The sequence below is a fragment of the Bacillus sp. WMMC1349 genome (assembly GCF_013155385.1).
Classification (GTDB): domain Bacteria; phylum Bacillota; class Bacilli; order Bacillales; family Bacillaceae; genus Bacillus.
This window is the reverse complement of record NZ_JABJUQ010000007.1, coordinates 1523689-1538853: the sequence shown is the minus strand read 5'-3', so window position 1 is coordinate 1538853 and position 15165 is coordinate 1523689. Positions and strand designations below refer to the sequence as shown.

At 40.0% G+C, this 15165-nt stretch carries 19 protein-coding genes; all 19 read right to left on the bottom strand.

The features are described from left to right. Nucleotides 1-2 precede the first annotated feature (2 nt). The 19 genes from flhB to fliF all read right to left on the bottom strand — a co-directional run bounded on the left by flhB (nt 3) and on the right by fliF (nt 15115). Nucleotides 3-1082, bottom strand: a complete 1080-nt coding sequence (gene flhB, locus HOO54_RS10190; protein ID WP_172294870.1) for a flagellar biosynthesis protein FlhB — start codon at nt 1080-1082, stop codon at nt 3-5. Then, complete coding sequence (fliR, locus tag HOO54_RS10185) at nt 1082-1861, bottom strand: flagellar biosynthetic protein FliR (RefSeq protein WP_172294868.1); 780 nt, start codon at nt 1859-1861, stop codon at nt 1082-1084. The genes flhB and fliR overlap by 1 nt, the downstream gene beginning before the upstream one ends. Nucleotides 1862-1868: 7 nt before the next feature. After that, complete coding sequence (gene fliQ, locus HOO54_RS10180) at nt 1869-2138, bottom strand: flagellar biosynthesis protein FliQ (RefSeq protein ID WP_172294866.1); 270 nt, start codon at nt 2136-2138, stop codon at nt 1869-1871. A gap of 15 nt (nt 2139-2153) precedes the next feature. Continuing rightward, the gene (fliP, locus tag HOO54_RS10175; RefSeq protein WP_172294864.1) at nt 2154-2819 is read right to left on the bottom strand and encodes a flagellar type III secretion system pore protein FliP; all 666 of its coding nucleotides are present in this window, start codon (nt 2817-2819) and stop codon (nt 2154-2156) included. Then, the gene (fliZ, locus tag HOO54_RS10170) at nt 2812-3435 is read right to left on the bottom strand and encodes a flagella biosynthesis regulatory protein FliZ (protein WP_253907775.1); all 624 of its coding nucleotides are present in this window, start codon (nt 3433-3435) and stop codon (nt 2812-2814) included. The genes fliP and fliZ overlap by 8 nt, the downstream gene beginning before the upstream one ends. 66 nt (nt 3436-3501) lie before the next feature. After that, complete coding sequence (gene cheY / locus HOO54_RS10165; protein ID WP_172294860.1) at nt 3502-3864, bottom strand: chemotaxis protein CheY; 363 nt, start codon at nt 3862-3864, stop codon at nt 3502-3504. A 27-nt stretch (nt 3865-3891) separates the two neighbouring features. Then, complete coding sequence (fliY, locus tag HOO54_RS10160; RefSeq protein ID WP_172294858.1) at nt 3892-5019, bottom strand: flagellar motor switch phosphatase FliY; 1128 nt, start codon at nt 5017-5019, stop codon at nt 3892-3894. Then, a complete protein-coding gene (fliM, locus tag HOO54_RS10155) occupies nt 5009-6007 on the bottom strand; it encodes a flagellar motor switch protein FliM (protein WP_172294856.1) in 999 nt (332 codons plus the stop codon). The genes fliY and fliM overlap by 11 nt, the downstream gene beginning before the upstream one ends. Before the next feature lie 37 nt (nt 6008-6044). Further along, nucleotides 6045-6473, bottom strand: a complete 429-nt coding sequence (gene fliL, locus HOO54_RS10150) for a flagellar basal body-associated protein FliL (RefSeq protein ID WP_172294854.1) — start codon at nt 6471-6473, stop codon at nt 6045-6047. Further along, nucleotides 6470-6685 (bottom strand): swarming motility protein SwrD, encoded by a 216-nt coding sequence (swrD, locus tag HOO54_RS10145; RefSeq protein WP_172294852.1) that lies wholly within the window; start codon nt 6683-6685, stop codon nt 6470-6472. Before swrD ends, fliL begins: the two co-directional genes overlap by 4 nt. 11 nt (nt 6686-6696) lie before the next feature. Beyond that, nucleotides 6697-7488, bottom strand: a complete 792-nt coding sequence (gene flgG / locus HOO54_RS10140) for a flagellar basal body rod protein FlgG (RefSeq protein WP_172294850.1) — start codon at nt 7486-7488, stop codon at nt 6697-6699. A gap of 28 nt (nt 7489-7516) precedes the next feature. Then, nucleotides 7517-7981, bottom strand: coding sequence for a flagellar hook assembly protein FlgD (gene flgD, locus HOO54_RS10135; protein ID WP_172294848.1), 465 nt, complete (start codon nt 7979-7981; stop codon nt 7517-7519). Then, nucleotides 7981-9351, bottom strand: coding sequence for a flagellar hook-length control protein FliK (locus HOO54_RS10130; protein ID WP_172294846.1), 1371 nt, complete (start codon nt 9349-9351; stop codon nt 7981-7983). Before HOO54_RS10130 ends, flgD begins: the two co-directional genes overlap by 1 nt. 1 nt (nt 9352) lies before the next feature. Continuing rightward, nucleotides 9353-9964: a MotE family protein gene (locus tag HOO54_RS10125; RefSeq protein WP_172294844.1), complete on the bottom strand. Its 612-nt coding sequence runs from the start codon at nt 9962-9964 to the stop codon at nt 9353-9355. 9 nt (nt 9965-9973) lie between these two features. Next, nucleotides 9974-10417, bottom strand: coding sequence for a flagellar export protein FliJ (gene fliJ, locus HOO54_RS10120; protein ID WP_172294842.1), 444 nt, complete (start codon nt 10415-10417; stop codon nt 9974-9976). A 5-nt stretch (nt 10418-10422) separates the two neighbouring features. Beyond that, nucleotides 10423-11736: a flagellar protein export ATPase FliI gene (gene fliI, locus HOO54_RS10115; RefSeq protein WP_375335830.1), complete on the bottom strand. Its 1314-nt coding sequence runs from the start codon at nt 11734-11736 to the stop codon at nt 10423-10425. A gap of 2 nt (nt 11737-11738) precedes the next feature. Continuing rightward, nucleotides 11739-12503: a flagellar assembly protein FliH gene (gene fliH, locus HOO54_RS10110; protein ID WP_172294838.1), complete on the bottom strand. Its 765-nt coding sequence runs from the start codon at nt 12501-12503 to the stop codon at nt 11739-11741. After that, a complete protein-coding gene (gene fliG, locus HOO54_RS10105; protein WP_172294836.1) occupies nt 12487-13503 on the bottom strand; it encodes a flagellar motor switch protein FliG in 1017 nt (338 codons plus the stop codon). Before fliG ends, fliH begins: the two co-directional genes overlap by 17 nt. 13 nt (nt 13504-13516) lie before the next feature. Next, nucleotides 13517-15115, bottom strand: coding sequence for a flagellar basal-body MS-ring/collar protein FliF (fliF, locus tag HOO54_RS10100; RefSeq protein ID WP_172294834.1), 1599 nt, complete (start codon nt 15113-15115; stop codon nt 13517-13519). Nucleotides 15116-15165: the final 50 nt, after the last annotated feature.

Genomic DNA, 15165 nt, shown 5'->3' with positions numbered 1-15165 from the left:
CACTAGATTTTTTGCTTTGTTTTATATACATAAGCCAAGATTTCAGCAACGGCCTTAAAAAATTCTTCTGGAACAGCCTGATCAATCTCAACCTGATCATAGAGCGCTCTTGCCAGAGGTCTGTTTTCAACCGTCATCACATTATGCTCTTTGGCAATCTGCCTAATCTTCAAGGCCATCAAATCGACCCCTTTTGCCAGCACAAATGGTGCATCCATCTTGTTTTCATCATATTTCAGGGCGATCGCATAATGCGTCGGGTTTGTTATGATGACATCGGCTTTCGGAACTTCTTGCATCATACGGCGCATCGCCATTTCTTTTTGCTTTTGTTTAATCTTGGATTTAATTAAAGGATCGCCCTCTGTTTTTTTGTATTCATCTTTAATGTCCTGTTTTGACATTCGAATGTTTTTTTCATAATCAAATTTTTGATAAAGGTAATCAAGTGTTGCAAGAAATATCAATGCGACCGCTGCCGATACCCCCATTAAAAAGGTCAGCCAGCCAACAGATGATAAAACCTTACCAGGGTTTAAATGAGAAATTCTCATGATCTTATCAAAGTTCATCCATAAGACTGCAAATGTGACAGTACCGACAAGTGCAATCTTCAAAATGGACTTCAAAAGTTCGACGATCGCTCTCATACTGTAAATTCGTTTAAACCCTTGAATGGGATCCAATTTTTTTAAATCGGCTTTGATCGCTTCAGGTGCAAATAAAAATCCCACTTGCATATAGTTACTTAAAACACCTGAGACAAGGGCTGCTAGCAAAATCGGTGCCATCAGCAATCCGCTTTCCAGAGCCAGGTCACGAAATAACCCGGGAATGTTAGCTACCGTTATTTCCATTGTCAGTGATTCTTTAAAGAACCTTTCGATTAAACCGGTTAAACGGTCTCTCATAAATGGTCCAATGAACAAAAATGATAGAAACACGATGAGAAGTGTAATTGCTGTATTGATATCTGCGCTTTTGGCAACCTGCCCTTTTTTTCTCGTTTCCTGGCGTTTTTTTGGTGTTGCTTTTTCAGTTTTTTCACCTGCAAAAAATTGCAAGTCCAATGTCAGCTTCATCATGCCACCCCAAGTAAACTTAATAAATCTCTCATTGTCCGAATGGCGAATTCAAATACGTTTTGCATCATGCTGAACATAACGGCCATACAGATGACGAGCATGATAAAGGTGACCGCGATTTTCAAAGGAAGTCCGACAACGAACACATTCAGCTGCGGCACGGTTCTCGCGACAATTCCCAATGCTAAATCGACTAAAAATAAGCTTGCGACAACAGGTGCCGACAATTGAAAAGCAGTAATAAACATCGAATTGAAACTTTTGGCAATAAAATCACCAAATTGTTCATTCCCAAATGAAAGCCCCAGATGGTCAATCGGAATGTATTGATAACTGTAATAAATCCCATCAAGTAAAAGATGGTGGGCATTCAAGCTCAACATAAGCAGGAGAGCCATCGTGTGCAAAAACTGACCGACCAGCGGAGTTTGTGCCCCTGTCTGAGGGTCGATGACATTGGCCACAGCAAAACCCATCTGAAAATCGATAAATGATCCGGCAATTTGGATAGCTGAAATCATTATATAAGCAATAAGTCCGAGTAGAAGTCCAACAAGCGCCTCCTTCATGATCAACATCATGTACATACCATCTACATCAAGATGAGGAGGGTTTTTAATTGTACTAAAACTGATAATGGCTAGAAAAAATGCAAAACCTATCTTATGAACGGCAGGAATTGTCCGATAAGAAAATAGAGGCACCGTTACATAAAAAGCTGTGATCCTCACAAACACTAGTAAAAAGGCTGGAAATAGTTCAATAATAGATAGCATTTTTCAACTACCCTGCAAAACGATTTAAATTTGAGAACAGCTCAGTTGCAAAAGATAAAATCGTTGATAGCATCCACGGGCCAAAAATAACCAGCCCGACAAGTACAGCAACAATTTTAGGAATAAATGCAAGCGTCTGTTCCTGGATTTGAGTCGTTGCCTGAAAAACACTAACGATCAGTCCCACTAGTAAAGCGAGTGCCAATAAAGGCCCACTGATAAGCAGTGTGACATATACCGCCTTTTCAGCCATCGATATAACAAATTCTGAATTCATGTTTGACCACCTACTCTAAAAGCTTTGCAGCAATGATTTAACAATTAAATACCAGCCGTCTACAAGGACAAACAGCAAAATCTTAAACGGTAATGAAATCATGACTGGCGGAAGCATCATCATCCCCATCGACATCAGAACACTGGCTACAACCATATCGATGATCAAAAACGGAATAAAGATCATAAATCCCATTTGAAATGCTGTTTTCAATTCTGAGATGACAAACGCTGGAACCATTGTCGTAAGCGGGATATCCTTAATAGACTCAGGCGTTTTCATCTTGGCGTAATTCATAAATAACGCTAAATCTTTCTGTCTCGTATGCTTACTCATAAACTCTTTGATCGGAACTTCAGCCTTTGTGTATGCCTCATCTATACTAATCTTGTTATTCATTAAAGGGGTCAACGCCTCTTTATTAATCTCAGAAAATGTCGGTCCCATAATGAAAAATGTTAAAAATAATGCGAGCCCAATCAGCACCTGGTTTGGCGGCATAGATTGCGTTGCTAATGATGTCCTGACAAAAGACAAGACGATGACAACCCTTGTGAAAGCAGTCATCAAAATTAAAATTCCCGGCGCAACTGAAAATACTGTTAAAAGCAAGAGGAGCCGGACACTGGCACTTACATTTGCCGCATCACTTGAATTAAATAAATCGATAAACTCATTCATGTTGATTTCGGCCTTTCTTTTTGCCTTTTGCATGATTTTGTTTTAGTTCTGAAAGCTGAACTTTTAATGATTCAGCAAAACTCGGTGTTCCGCTTTGCTTTTGTCTTCCCGGAATTTTGACTTGCTCTGCCCATTTTGACCACTCTACCTTACTGCTTACAGCCGTTTCATGCTGAGTGAGGAGCTCTTCACATTCTTGTTGATCTTCAATCTCTTTTAAAAGCTGGATATTGTCACCGACTCCGACAACCAGTACTCTCTTCCCTACTTTAATCAACTGTACAGATTTGTTCTGTCCCAGTGATGTACCGCCAATGTTTTCAACAGATTGAAAAGGTTTCAACAGGCGGTTTCGTTTATTCATAAATTTGACCAAAGCGTAAATGAGAAAAATCACAAATAGCAAAGCGCCGATCATTTTGACAAAATCAAATATAGTAACGGAAGAAGACGGGGTTTCTGTTTCCGTCTCTTCCTTAACAGACTGACTATTTTTTTTCTCCGTTTTCGTTTGTTCTTTTTCTTTTTCTTTGCCAGCATCTTTATTAAACAACTGATCAACTGTCTGGTTCTGATTCCCAGATTCCTCCGCAAAAGCGGAAGAGTCCGGTATCATGAGAAAAAGAAGCGCACAAATGCTGACGATGAAAATGAAAGGTTTCTTAAACAAGTTGAACACCCTTTAACTTAGTGTTTTATTGATTGCTTCCATTACACGATCAGCTTGGAACGGCTTGACGATGAAGTCTTTCGCTCCAGCTTGGATAGCGTCAATAACCATGGACTGCTGACCCATTGCAGAACACATAATGATTTTTGCTTGCGGATCCATCGCTTTGATTTCTTTCAAAGCGGTAATTCCGTCTTTTTCTGGCATTGTAATATCCATTGTCACCAGATCAGGAGAATGCTCTTTATATTTTTCTACTGCCTGTGCTCCATCTTGAGCTTCAGCAACTACTTCAAATCCGTTTTTCACTAAGATGTCTTTAATCATCATTCTCATAAATGCTGCATCATCAACTACTAAAATTCTATAAGCCATTTTAACCTCTCCTTAATCAATCTGTTGTTATCTTAATTTATTAATTCGTTCTGCTTGACTCAAAATATCTGTTACTCTAACACCGAAGTTTTCATCAATAACGACTACTTCTCCTTTTGCAACAACCCGTTGGTTCACAAGAATTTCGACAGGCTCACCCGCTAATTTGTCAAGTTCAATGATACTGCCGGTTGATAACTCAAGAACTTCTTTGACACTGCGGTTTGTTCGACCCAATTCGACTGTCACAGATAAAGGAATATCCATCAACATACCAAGGTTATGATGATGAGACTGAGCTTGTGGCTGATTATCAAATGAGACAAACTCAGCTGGTGCCACTTCAACCGGTGCCGCTTGCTGTTTTGGTGTTGGATTTGGTTTCGGGCTTGCAGCAGGCGCGACAGGTGCAGTAGGTGCAGCAGCCGGTGCCGGTGTTTCCGGAGCGACCGTTGGCTCTTCAGCTTGTGCTGGTGATTCTTCATTTCCATGATCCATTAATTCGTTGATCAAATCTTTCGCAAATGTCAGCGGATAAAGCTGCATAATATGTGAATCAATTAATTCTCCAACTTTTATTCTGAAGGATACTTTAACAAGTGGATCTTCCTTCGGAATTTGGTCTGTTCCCTCTCCTTCACTCATATCAAGCAGATCAACTTCCGGCGGCGAAATATCAACCTTCTTGCTAAAGACGGTTGACATCGATGTTGCTGCTGATCCCATCATTTGGTTCATCGCTTCTTGAACGGCACTTAAATGAATTTCGCTTAAGGATGGATCAGCATTTGTTCCGTCTCCACCCATCATCAAGTCAGCGATGATCGCAGCATCAGTTTGTTCGATGACAAGCAGGTTGTTTCCTAAAAAGCCTTCTGTATAACTCACACCGATTGAAACATATGGGCGAGGAAATTCATTAATCAACTGACTCTTATTAATCACTGAAACAGTTGGTGTTGTAATATCAACTTTTTGATTTAACAAAGTGGACAAAGCTGTCGCAGAGCTCCCAAAGGAAATATTTCCGATTTCCCCGATTGCATCTTGCTCTATCGGGGATAAGCTTGACTCTGGCTGTTCTTGATTATTGTCATCGCCACCTTTAAGTAGCGCATCAATTTCATCCTGTGATAACCTGCTGTTATTCTCCATCTTCTTCACCTCTTATGTCGTGTTCTAGAATTTGAATCGCTGTTTTCCGATTCATTCGGCCGGCTTGTCCTAGAAATTTCGGTTTATCTCCGACCAAAACAGTAAGAGGTTCTGCTACTGATTTGTCCAAAGTGATACAATCGCCAATTTCTAAATGTAAAAACTCTTCAATCGTTAATTCTGATGTTCCGAGTTCTACAACAATGGGAATTCGTGCCGTCATAATCCGCTTTTCTAGCGACTTTGTTTCCTCTGGTTTTGCTTCAATTCTGTCGGACTGCATCCAGTAATGGACAGAAAGTTTAGGGATAATCGGCTCGAGAACGACATGTGGAATACAAAGATTAATGACGCCGCTAATATCTCCTATTTGTGTGTTCAATGAAATGACGACAACTGTCTCATTGGGTGAGACCATTTGCACAAACTGCGGATTGATTTCAAAATCGGTCATTTCCGGCTCAATTTCGGTGATCGATTCCCAAGCTTCTTTGTAATTCGCAAGACAGTTTTCAAATAGATTAGACATGATTTTTGTCTCAATTTCTGTCATGTTCTCGATCTTATTATGACTTGATCCGATTCCACCCATGACCCGGTCCATCATCGTATAGGCAATCGTAGGGTTGATCTCCATCATGATCTTGCCTTCGAGAGGATGAACCTCAAAGAGATTGAGAATGGTCATGTTTGGAATCGATCTAATAAATTCCTCGTACGGGACTTGATCAACTGAGCTGACTGAGATCTGAATATAAGTTCTCAACTGCGCAGAGAAGTAGGTCGTTAAGTGCCGCGCGAAATTGTCATGAATTCTCGTTAAACTGCGGATCTGATCTTTTGAAAAGCGGAGCGCCCGTTTAAAATCATAGACTTTTACCTTTTTCTCGGTCTCCTCTTTTTTCAGTTCATCAGCATCCATTTCTCCGGTCGATATCGCCGAAAGTAATGCATCAATTTCATTTTGGGAGAGTACTTCTCCTGCCATCTATTTTCTCACCTCCGTTATTCTATCGAATCCTTTCCTACTGGCTATTAAAGGAGGTAAGGTAGATTTCTTTTACTTTGCCTTCTTTCATGTAGTTCGAGTTCAGTTTTTCTTTTAATGCTTCTCTGAATTTATCTTTTCCTTCGGTCCCACTAATATCCTCAGCCGTGGTATTGGCTAAAATAGAAATCACTGTATCTTTAATTTGAAAATCACGTTTTTCAAGCTCTTCTTTCGCTTCTGGTGAATCTGTTTCCAGTTTAAGCGATAAACGAACGACATTGTCTGATTTTAAGTTCGTAATGATTTCTTGTATTTCAACAACGGATTCCAAGACTTCATCAATAGATCGTTCCTTGTTTCCATCTTCACTTGCGTTTCCTTTTAACATAAAAACAATAACTGCTCCCAGTACAATGATGAGCAAAACAATAATCAGCATAATACCTAGAAGTTTTTTATTCATTCAGACTCCTCAATTCTCTGGTCACAAGAAATAATTTGAATTTTTTTATAAAATGCCACAATTCGTTCCACAACAGCATCTTCATTCTCCTTGACAACAAACTTTTTACCATTTGACAATGTAATCGTCGTGTCGGGAAAACATTCAATTTGCTCAATGAAAATCGCATTAAGAGTAAATGGCTGTCCGTTTAAACGCGTTACTTTAATCACTGTTTATACCCCTATCGTTTCAGATTGACGAGTTCCTGAAGGATTTCATCAGAGGTTGTAATGATTTTTGCATTAGACTGGAAACCACGCTGTGCGATAATCATGTCAGAAAACTCTTCGGAAAGGTCAACGTTTGACATTTCTAGTGCACCAGTTTGTAATACACCTGATGAACCGCCTCCAGGTGCAACAACTTGCTCTGCTCCTGAACTTAATGACTCGCGGTAAAGGTTGTCACCCTTCTTCTCCAACCCGCCTGTATTGCTGAAAGTTGCAAGCGAAATTTGTCCAGCGGTAACATTGTTGTTCGTTGCATCAACATATGTCACTGTGCCGTCAGGTCCGATTTTCACACTTTGTGCTGTATTAGGAATATTGATTTTACCGTTGGCAGCCGTTAAAACAAACAGTCCGTCTCCATTGACCAAATCGCCATTATCTGACAAATAAAAGCTTCCAGCACGTGTAAAGTAAGTTTCAGCACCTGAGCCAACTCGGAAGTAGCCGTCTCCAGCAATCGCAATGTCTAAGTCTCTGCCCGTTGTTGAAGGTGCTGCATTGGTGTGAATCACATCAATCGTTCCCAGTGTTGAACCAAGTCCGATTTGTTTACCATTTACTGAACCTCTGTCAGGAGTTGTAGCAGCGGCACCTGCAATCTGTTGGCTGACAATATCTTTAAAAGTCACTCTGCTTTTTTTATAACCAGCAGTATTGACGTTTGAAATATTGTTGGCAATGACATCAAGTTTTGTCTGAAAGTTTTTCATTCCGCTAATTCCTGAGTATAGTGAACGTAACATTAATGTATTCCTCCCTAAATTTCTCTTCTTATTTCTGATCAGCTGTGCTTACTGCCGTTACATCCCACGGATTCACTTTTGTTCCGTCATCAAGAACGAGCAAGTATTGACCATCTGAACTTTTTACTGATTTGACAAGTGCGGTTTTTTCGCTATGATCCTCAGCTGAATAGGTGACTTGTTTACCAATCCAACCGACATACATTGACATTGGATCTTGTAGACCAACAAAGGTCGACATCGTTTTATTTAAATTTGTTAATTGTTCCATGCTTGAAAAAGTCGCCATCTGCGCAATGAACTCGCGGTCTTCCATCGGTTTTAAAGGATCTTGATGTTGCAATTGTTTCATGAGCAATTTCAGAAAATCATCTTTTCCCAAATTAGAACCGCTCTTCTCCGTCTTTTGCTTATCTGACAAATAGTAAGACGTTGTTGAACTTGTCTGCGTACTTGGAGTTTGTGTTCTTGCACCGATCGAAGTTTCAGCCATTAACTTTCCTCCTCTGTATCCTGCAGTCGAGTCTCGATCAGTTCATCTAAAAACTCACGAAAATCTTCATTTTCCTGGTGGTGTGGCTGATCGTGTTTTGCCTGCTGTTGATTTTTTTGCTGATCTGCAAACTGACTAAACGGCTGATCACCGTTTTGATGTGAAGCACTAAAACGATCGATTTGCACAGACATATTTGGCAGTGCCTGTTTGAGTTGTGACAAATTATGTTCTAACAACTCCTTTGCCGACTCAGTCGAGGCAATGATTTTACTTGAGAACATCCCGTGCTGTTTGACCAATTTAATCGTGATAAACCCGAGGTTCTCAGGATTCAAACGAATCGTAAAACTGCCTGTTGATTTGCCAAACGGTGTAAACTTCATTTGTTTCCAAGAACCTAGAATTTGATCTGCCAAGTCTTTTTGCGGAGCAGCCGGCACTTCTGACGTCAACTTTAGACCTTGAAGGAGAGTGTCCCCAGTTCGTTGCTGCTGAATCATCCCTAGGGAATGAATCGGCTCTGATTTTCTCTCCACCTGAATCTCTTTGCCTTTAAAAAGAAGTGAAAATGGTGTCTCTGTTACTGAAACATCTGATTTGTTGCTCATCAGGAACGCCTTAAGCTGACTTTCAACCATTTTCCACTCTTTCTGACCTGGCTGAGAGCTGTCTTTCATCATTTGCTCAATTAAGCTTTTCAAGCTTTTCAACTCGGCATTTGACATGGACAGCAACTGTGATTGATTCGGGTCTTTCGTAAAGAGCTGACGTTTTAATTCATTTGCCAATGGTTCTGAACCTGTTTTAACCAACATCGAAAGAAATTCCGGCGCTTGTTCGTATAGTTCAGCAATTTGAGACGATTTTTGAGTCGGTTGATTTTCTTGCATGATGGCAAACAACAGGTGTTGCAGCTGACTGAGAGTCGCAACATCAGGCATTTTCAGATCATCGGTTTCCATGTCTTCATCAGTGAGTACCACTTCAGAATCGGCAATCGCACTGTTCTTGTTCGTTTCAGTGTCAGACTCTAACAACATTTTTATTTTGCTTAACAGCTGGTCAACCAGTGAAAGTGTTTCAGGTGTAGCGGTTAAATCTTCAAGTGATTGAAGAGCATTCAAATTCTCTTCAGTTAAAGGGTTGCTACCTTTACCAGCAAGCCAATTTTCAAGTTCTTTTATCAGCTGATTTATTTGATTGTCTCCACTTGAACCTTCTCCATTTTTTTCACGAAAAGAGACCAAGTTGTTTTCTTTTTGAAGTACATCCTGAAAGACAGTGCCAGGGGTTGTCCCGCTTGTTTTTGCTGAGACTGTTCCCAGCGAAGATTTAGCACCAAAAGAGATCGTGTCAAGAAGTCGCAAGCTATTCCCCCCCTTCAGGTTTTTCTTCAGGCTTCTCCTCAAGTTTTGCAAGCTTTTCTGTAAAGATAGCCGCTTTTTCAGGAGGCATTTTCGAAAGGATCTCTGCCACTTTCTTTTTGTTTAAGGCGTTTAAAATTTTCTCTGCCTCTTGCTCGTTGAGTTCACTTAAAATCTTTGCAGATTTGTTACTTGGCATACTTTGATAAATTTTAACGATTTTACTGCCTTTTTCTGCTTCTTTCGTCTTGCCTTTTTCACTATCTTGATCTTCTGTTTTCTTTAATGAGTTGATTTTTTGTTTGAGTGTTTTAATTTCCTCATTACTCGTTTTCAAGTCACTTGTGAGCGTTTCGATCTCACTTTTTTGTTCATCAATTGTTTTTTGTAGCTTTTCTGCTTTGTTGTCTTGCTGATTAGCTGCGCTATCTTTCCCTTGATTTTGATCACTGTCTTGGACAAACTCTTTAACAACAGGAATTTTAGAAGCAACATCTTGAACCTGAATTCCTAAAAGCCACATTACGACGAATCCTGCCACCCCTATGAATAGAAGTGGAGTGACAATCAAAAACAAAAACTTGAGAAATCTACTAGGTTTTTTTTCTTCAGCCATTTTGTTCTCCTAATTTCCTTGTGCCATGAACTGAGTAATGGAGATATCATCCATTTCTTTCATTTCATTTGCTTTGCTTTCGGTTGTTAATTTTTCAAGCTGTTTTTCCTTCATTTTCTCGAATTTTTTTAGTTCAATATTTTTTTCAGTCAAATCGCTTTGCTTTTCATTCATTTCATTTCTTTTCATGATGACAAGCTTTTGATAATGATGAATTGTGTTTTCAAGATTTGTGACAAATTGCTGGTAATGTCTCATTTCCTGAACGCTCATACCAGTTTGCATCTTCATTTCTTTACTTTTCTCAAGCGTTTCTTTTTGGTTCATGCTTTCATATAACTTTTCTGCAACATTTTCAAATTCTGAAACTGAGTACTGGTATGCAACAAATGATTGGTCTTTTTCATTTTCTTTAAGCTCTAAAAGCTTTTGAAATCTAAATGAATAGGCCATTCTTGCTATTCCCCTCTTCCTATAAGACTCTTTAGTAACGAAATGCTGTCTTCTAGAGATGCTCCTTCATCCACTTCCTGTTTCAGAAAGCGAATCAGTTCCGGATGAATTTGTATCGCCTCATCAATTTCCCGGGAAGACCCTTTTTTGTATGCACCGATATTGATAAGATCTTCTGAATTTTGATAGGTTGACAACAATTCTCTGAATCGGTTTGCGGCTGTTATATGATCCTTCTCAGCAATATTGCTCATGACCCGACTGATACTTTTTAAAATATTCACTGCAGGAAATTGACCTTTATTAGCAAGATTCCGGTCTAGTACAATATGACCATCCAAAATCCCTCGTACTGTATCAGCAATCGGTTCGTTCATATCATCACCATCGACAAGAACTGTATAAAAAGCTGTAATTGAACCATGTTCATTTGTCCCTGTTCGTTCTAGAAGTCTTGGTAAAATAGCGAACACCGAAGGCGTATAACCTTTCGTTGTCGGCGGTTCTCCTGCCGCTAAACCAATTTCACGTTGAGCCATGGCGATTCTTGTCACCGAATCCATCATAAACATCACATTTTGGCCCTTATCACGAAAGTATTCGGCAATTGCTGTTGCTGTATAAGCTGCCTTCAATCTCATTAAAGCTGGTTGATCTGATGTTGCGACAACAACAATCGTGCGCCTTAGTCCCTCTTCACCAAGGTCTTTTTCAATAAATTCTCTCACTTCGCGGCCACGTTCACCAACAAGGGCAATGACATTTAAATCTGCAGCTGTTTCTCTTGCAATCATCCCCATCAGTGTACTTTTTCCAACACCACTTCCGGCGAAGATACCAACGCGTTGCCCTTTTCCGACAGTTAAAAGGCTGTCAATTGATCTGACACCAACTGCCATTTTTTCTCTGATAGGAGGCCTTTGCATCGGATTTGGCGGTGCCTGTTCAGTCGAAACTGGTGCCAAACCTTTCGGTAGTATGCTTCCGTCAAGCGGGTTGCCAAATGCATCAACAACCTGTCCGATTAAACCCGGACCGACTTTAATTCGTAATGACTCTCCCGTCGCTTCGACAATGCTACCAGGTGCGATGTTGGCCGCTTCAAGATAAGGCATCAGTAGAATATTTTGATCTTTAAAGCCGACAACTTCCGCTTTAATTACTTTTCGTGTGTTGCCTTTTGTGTAAATCTTACAAACATCTCCGATTGAACATTCCGGTCCTTTTGACTCAATCATGAGACCGACAGCCTGTTTCACTTTTCCAAATCGTTTATAAGCATCAACTGCCTCAATACATTCAAGTAGCTGCTCAAGCATCATCAACTTTCACCCGCCGTTTCAAGCAAGGCTAACAATTTCTGTTTCAATTGCTCTAATTGAGTGTCAATACTTGCATCAATTCTCCCAAAAGCCGTTTCGATATAACAAGTACCTTTTGCTGCTTTTTCATCAGCATAAATGGCGAGGTGAGTGCCATATTGAAGCAACTGTTGAAGCTCACTTTTCTGACTCCGAACCATTTCGTAGTATTCGGGATCAACATAGATCGAAATATCGTCAAACTCTTTTATTTCAGCTAGTACTTGTTTCACAAGCTCAATGAAAGCTTCTTTGTCATCCGTTTTTTGATGCCACACTTTTTTCGCCAAGGAAACGGCAAGTGTGATGATTTCTTCAGCGGATTGTTCAATTTTTTCTTCATAATCTTGTCTAGCTGAACTGACAATGGCATTTGCATTTTCTATATAAGATTGGTAGGTTTTATGAGCATCAGCTTTTCCATGTTCAAAACCCGCTTCAAAACCTTCCTCTTTCGCTTGTTCAATCAAAGCTTGACGTTCTGTATCCCAATTTGTTTTTTCTTCATCAATTTGACGCCTTGTTTGTTCAAGTTCAAGGTTCGCCTTCTCGAGTAGTTGATTCGCTTCTTGCTTGGCCTGATGTAGAAGCAGTTGCGGATCAGGCTCTCCCAACAATTCTTCCTCTTCTTTGGAAGTCTTCACTTCCTTTATTGAAATTGTCCGCCTTTTTATTTCTGGAATAGATGATAATCGCTGTTTAATGATGTTAGACAATGATATCATCCCCTCCACCTCTGGCGATTACAATTTCACCTGCTTCTTCAAGTCTGCGAATCACGCTAACAATTCTAGATTGAGCTTCTTCAACATCACGCAGTCGCACAGGTCCCATGAATTCCATTTCCTCTTTAAACGATTCAACCATACGCTGTGACATGTTGCCAAAGACAATATCTTTGACTTCTTCGCTTGCCACTTTTAAAGATAGAAGCAGGTCTTCGTTTTCAACATCGCGGATAACTCTTTGAATCGCACGGTTATCAAGTGTAACGATATCTTCAAAGACAAACATCCGTTTCTTAATTTCGTCTGCAAGTTCAGGGTCCTGTATTTCAAGGGCATCGAGAATGGTTTTCTCTGTTCCTCTGTCAACTCCATTTAACACTTCGACAACAGCTTCAATACCGCCGGTCTGCGTGTAATCCTGAGTAAAGGTCGATGAAAGTTTTTGCTCTAATATTTGTTCGACTTTATTGATAATTTCCGGAGAAGTTCTATCCATAACAGCAATCCGTCTTGCCACCTCAGCCTGTACTTCCTGATCAAGTTCGGACAAAATCTGCCCTGATTGCACTGGATCGAGATAGGATAAGATTAAAGCAATTGTCTGTGGATGCTCATGTTGGATAAAGTTCAAAATTTGAGCTGGTTCTGCTTTTCTAGCAAAATCAAACGGTCTAACTTGTAGTGAAGATGTGAGCCGCGTAATAATATTGGCTGCTTTATCCTCACCAAGTGCCTTGTCTAACACTTGCTTAGCATAGTGAATTCCCCCTTGGGAAATATATTCTTGAGCAAGTGCTGTTTCATGAAATTCTTCGATAATGTCATCCTTTTTCTCAGGTGAGACAGCTCTGACATTTGATATTTCAAGTGTGAGCCTTTCAATTTCTTCATCTGTTAAATGTTTGTAAACATTAGCTGACACATCAAGGCCTAAGGAAATCATAAGAATGGCCGCTTTTTGTTTGCCTGTAAGCTTATCTTGTTTTACTTTTGCCATTTCAAACTCCCTCCTATTCCTCAGTCAGCCAGCTGCGCAGTAATTTTGCAAATTCATCAGGCTTATCTTTCGCCATTTTTTCAAGCTGCTTTCTTCTGACAGATTCTTCTGTTTCTTTTTCATTATTAACATCAGATACTCTGATCGGTTCTTGTGGTGCTTCAAACCATTCGTCTTCTTCCTCATCTTCTGTCTTACGTCGTTTGACAAGCCAGATGATCAAACCGGCAAGTGCAACTAGTACCACACCGCCTGTGATATAAACCCAAAGCGGAATACCGCCTGTCTCTGCTTCTTCATCAATAGCCTGTTTGCCATCAAACGGCGAAACTGAGACAACGATTTTACCTTCGACTTCTTCGTCATTTAAAGGTTCTTCCGAATAATTTTTGTCTATCGATGTTTTGACAATGGTTGAGAGGATTTTCTTAATATCATCTACCCTCTCAGCTGGAAGTGATTGCGGGTCATTCGCTTTCGGCGGCTCTACCATAACCTGTACACCTAAATCCCTGATTTTATAAGGACTTTCAGCAATTTCTTTGTGGATTCTGTTGACTTCAGTATTAATTCGTTCTTCACTTTTTTCGTAGTCTCCAGCTCCTCCACCTTCACCTGCTTCCGCATAGTTTGTCACATCATTTTCGCCTGTTCCGTTGACACCTCCAGCTTGTGCGCCTTCACCAGCATATGTTTCATTGACTCGTTCAGCGCTCACTGTGATGCCTTCCATATTTTCTTTATCAACAGGTTCAACGAGATCTTCTGTTCTGTTCTCTTTTGTGAAATCGATATCAGATGTAACAGATACAACGACCTTATTTTGTCCCATCATTGTGCCCAACATCTGTTGAATTTGTCTTTGAAGATCCTTCTCGATTTGAGCTTTGACTTCACGTTGGGAAGAGTAACTGTCTGCATAAGATCCGGACTCTTTGCCAGTTAGATCGTAATAGGTAGAATTTTGATCCATGATTACGATGTTTTTCTCATCAAGATTGGGAATACTTTTGGAAACAAGATGATAAAGACCATTCACTTCACTTTGATCAAGCGTATAGCCAGGCTTTATTTGCAAGACAATCGAAGCTGATGCTTGCGGCTTCTCCTCTCCAATAAAGACGGAATCCTTTGGAAGGTTGATCATGACTTTGGAGTCTTTAATACCTTCCATCCCTTTCATCAGATTTGAAAGTTCAGTTTGTGTTGCTTTTACTTTTAAAACATCAAACTCGTTATCTGTCATACCAAATCCAGCATTCTCACCAAAAAACGAATAATCGATACTTCCGCTTTTCGGAAGACCTTCTGCTGCCAAATCAACCTTCAAGCTATCAACTTGTTCTTCAGGGACTTTAATGACAGATCCATCAGTATCTATTTCTGATGGAATTCCTTTTTCATCAAGAACTTGTTTGATTTGGCCGGTTTCTTCTGCTGTCAAATCTTTATAGAGCGGAACCATCTTTTCAGATGAGGCAAAAACACCAATGACGATAGACAGTATCACCACAGTGACAATACCACTGATCATTAGTATTTTTTGCAGTTTTGATCGATTCTTCCAAAACTCGGTTACCTTAGTTTTTATTTGCGTTAAAATACGATTCATCTTACTCCCCCGGTATATACACTAATTCTCTTCGATTTTCTACTCCTTTC

What these genes read in the sequence shown, in the direction of transcription:
- fliR (WP_172294868.1), bottom strand. Translation starts at nt 1,861, where the DNA reads ATGCTATCTATTATTGAACTATTTCCAGCCTTTTTACTAGTGTTTGTG.
- fliY (WP_172294858.1), bottom strand. Translation starts at nt 5,019, where the DNA reads ATGGAGAATAACAGCAGGTTATCACAGGATGAAATTGATGCGCTACTT.
- fliM (WP_172294856.1), bottom strand. Translation starts at nt 6,007, where the DNA reads ATGGCAGGAGAAGTACTCTCCCAAAATGAAATTGATGCATTACTTTCG.
- flgD (WP_172294848.1), bottom strand. Translation starts at nt 7,981, where the DNA reads ATGGCTGAAACTTCGATCGGTGCAAGAACACAAACTCCAAGTACGCAG.
- fliP (WP_172294864.1), bottom strand. Translation starts at nt 2,819, where the DNA reads ATGAATGAGTTTATCGATTTATTTAATTCAAGTGATGCGGCAAATGTA.
- fliZ (WP_253907775.1), bottom strand. Translation starts at nt 3,435, where the DNA reads ATGATACCGGACTCTTCCGCTTTTGCGGAGGAATCTGGGAATCAGAAC.
- fliF (WP_172294834.1), bottom strand. Translation starts at nt 15,115, where the DNA reads ATGAATCGTATTTTAACGCAAATAAAAACTAAGGTAACCGAGTTTTGG.
- fliH (WP_172294838.1), bottom strand. Translation starts at nt 12,503, where the DNA reads ATGATATCATTGTCTAACATCATTAAACAGCGATTATCATCTATTCCA.
- fliL (WP_172294854.1), bottom strand. Translation starts at nt 6,473, where the DNA reads ATGAATAAAAAACTTCTAGGTATTATGCTGATTATTGTTTTGCTCATC.
- fliJ (WP_172294842.1), bottom strand. Translation starts at nt 10,417, where the DNA reads ATGGCCTATTCATTTAGATTTCAAAAGCTTTTAGAGCTTAAAGAAAAT.
- flhB (WP_172294870.1), bottom strand. Translation starts at nt 1,082, where the DNA reads ATGAAGCTGACATTGGACTTGCAATTTTTTGCAGGTGAAAAAACTGAA.
- fliG (WP_172294836.1), bottom strand. Translation starts at nt 13,503, where the DNA reads ATGGCAAAAGTAAAACAAGATAAGCTTACAGGCAAACAAAAAGCGGCC.
- cheY (WP_172294860.1), bottom strand. Translation starts at nt 3,864, where the DNA reads ATGGCTTATAGAATTTTAGTAGTTGATGATGCAGCATTTATGAGAATG.
- flgG (WP_172294850.1), bottom strand. Translation starts at nt 7,488, where the DNA reads ATGTTACGTTCACTATACTCAGGAATTAGCGGAATGAAAAACTTTCAG.
- fliQ (WP_172294866.1), bottom strand. Translation starts at nt 2,138, where the DNA reads ATGAATTCAGAATTTGTTATATCGATGGCTGAAAAGGCGGTATATGTC.
- fliI (WP_375335830.1), bottom strand. Translation starts at nt 11,736, where the DNA reads ATGCTTGAGCAGCTACTTGAATGTATTGAGGCAGTTGATGCTTATAAA.
- HOO54_RS10125 (WP_172294844.1), bottom strand. Translation starts at nt 9,964, where the DNA reads ATGGCTGAAGAAAAAAAACCTAGTAGATTTCTCAAGTTTTTGTTTTTG.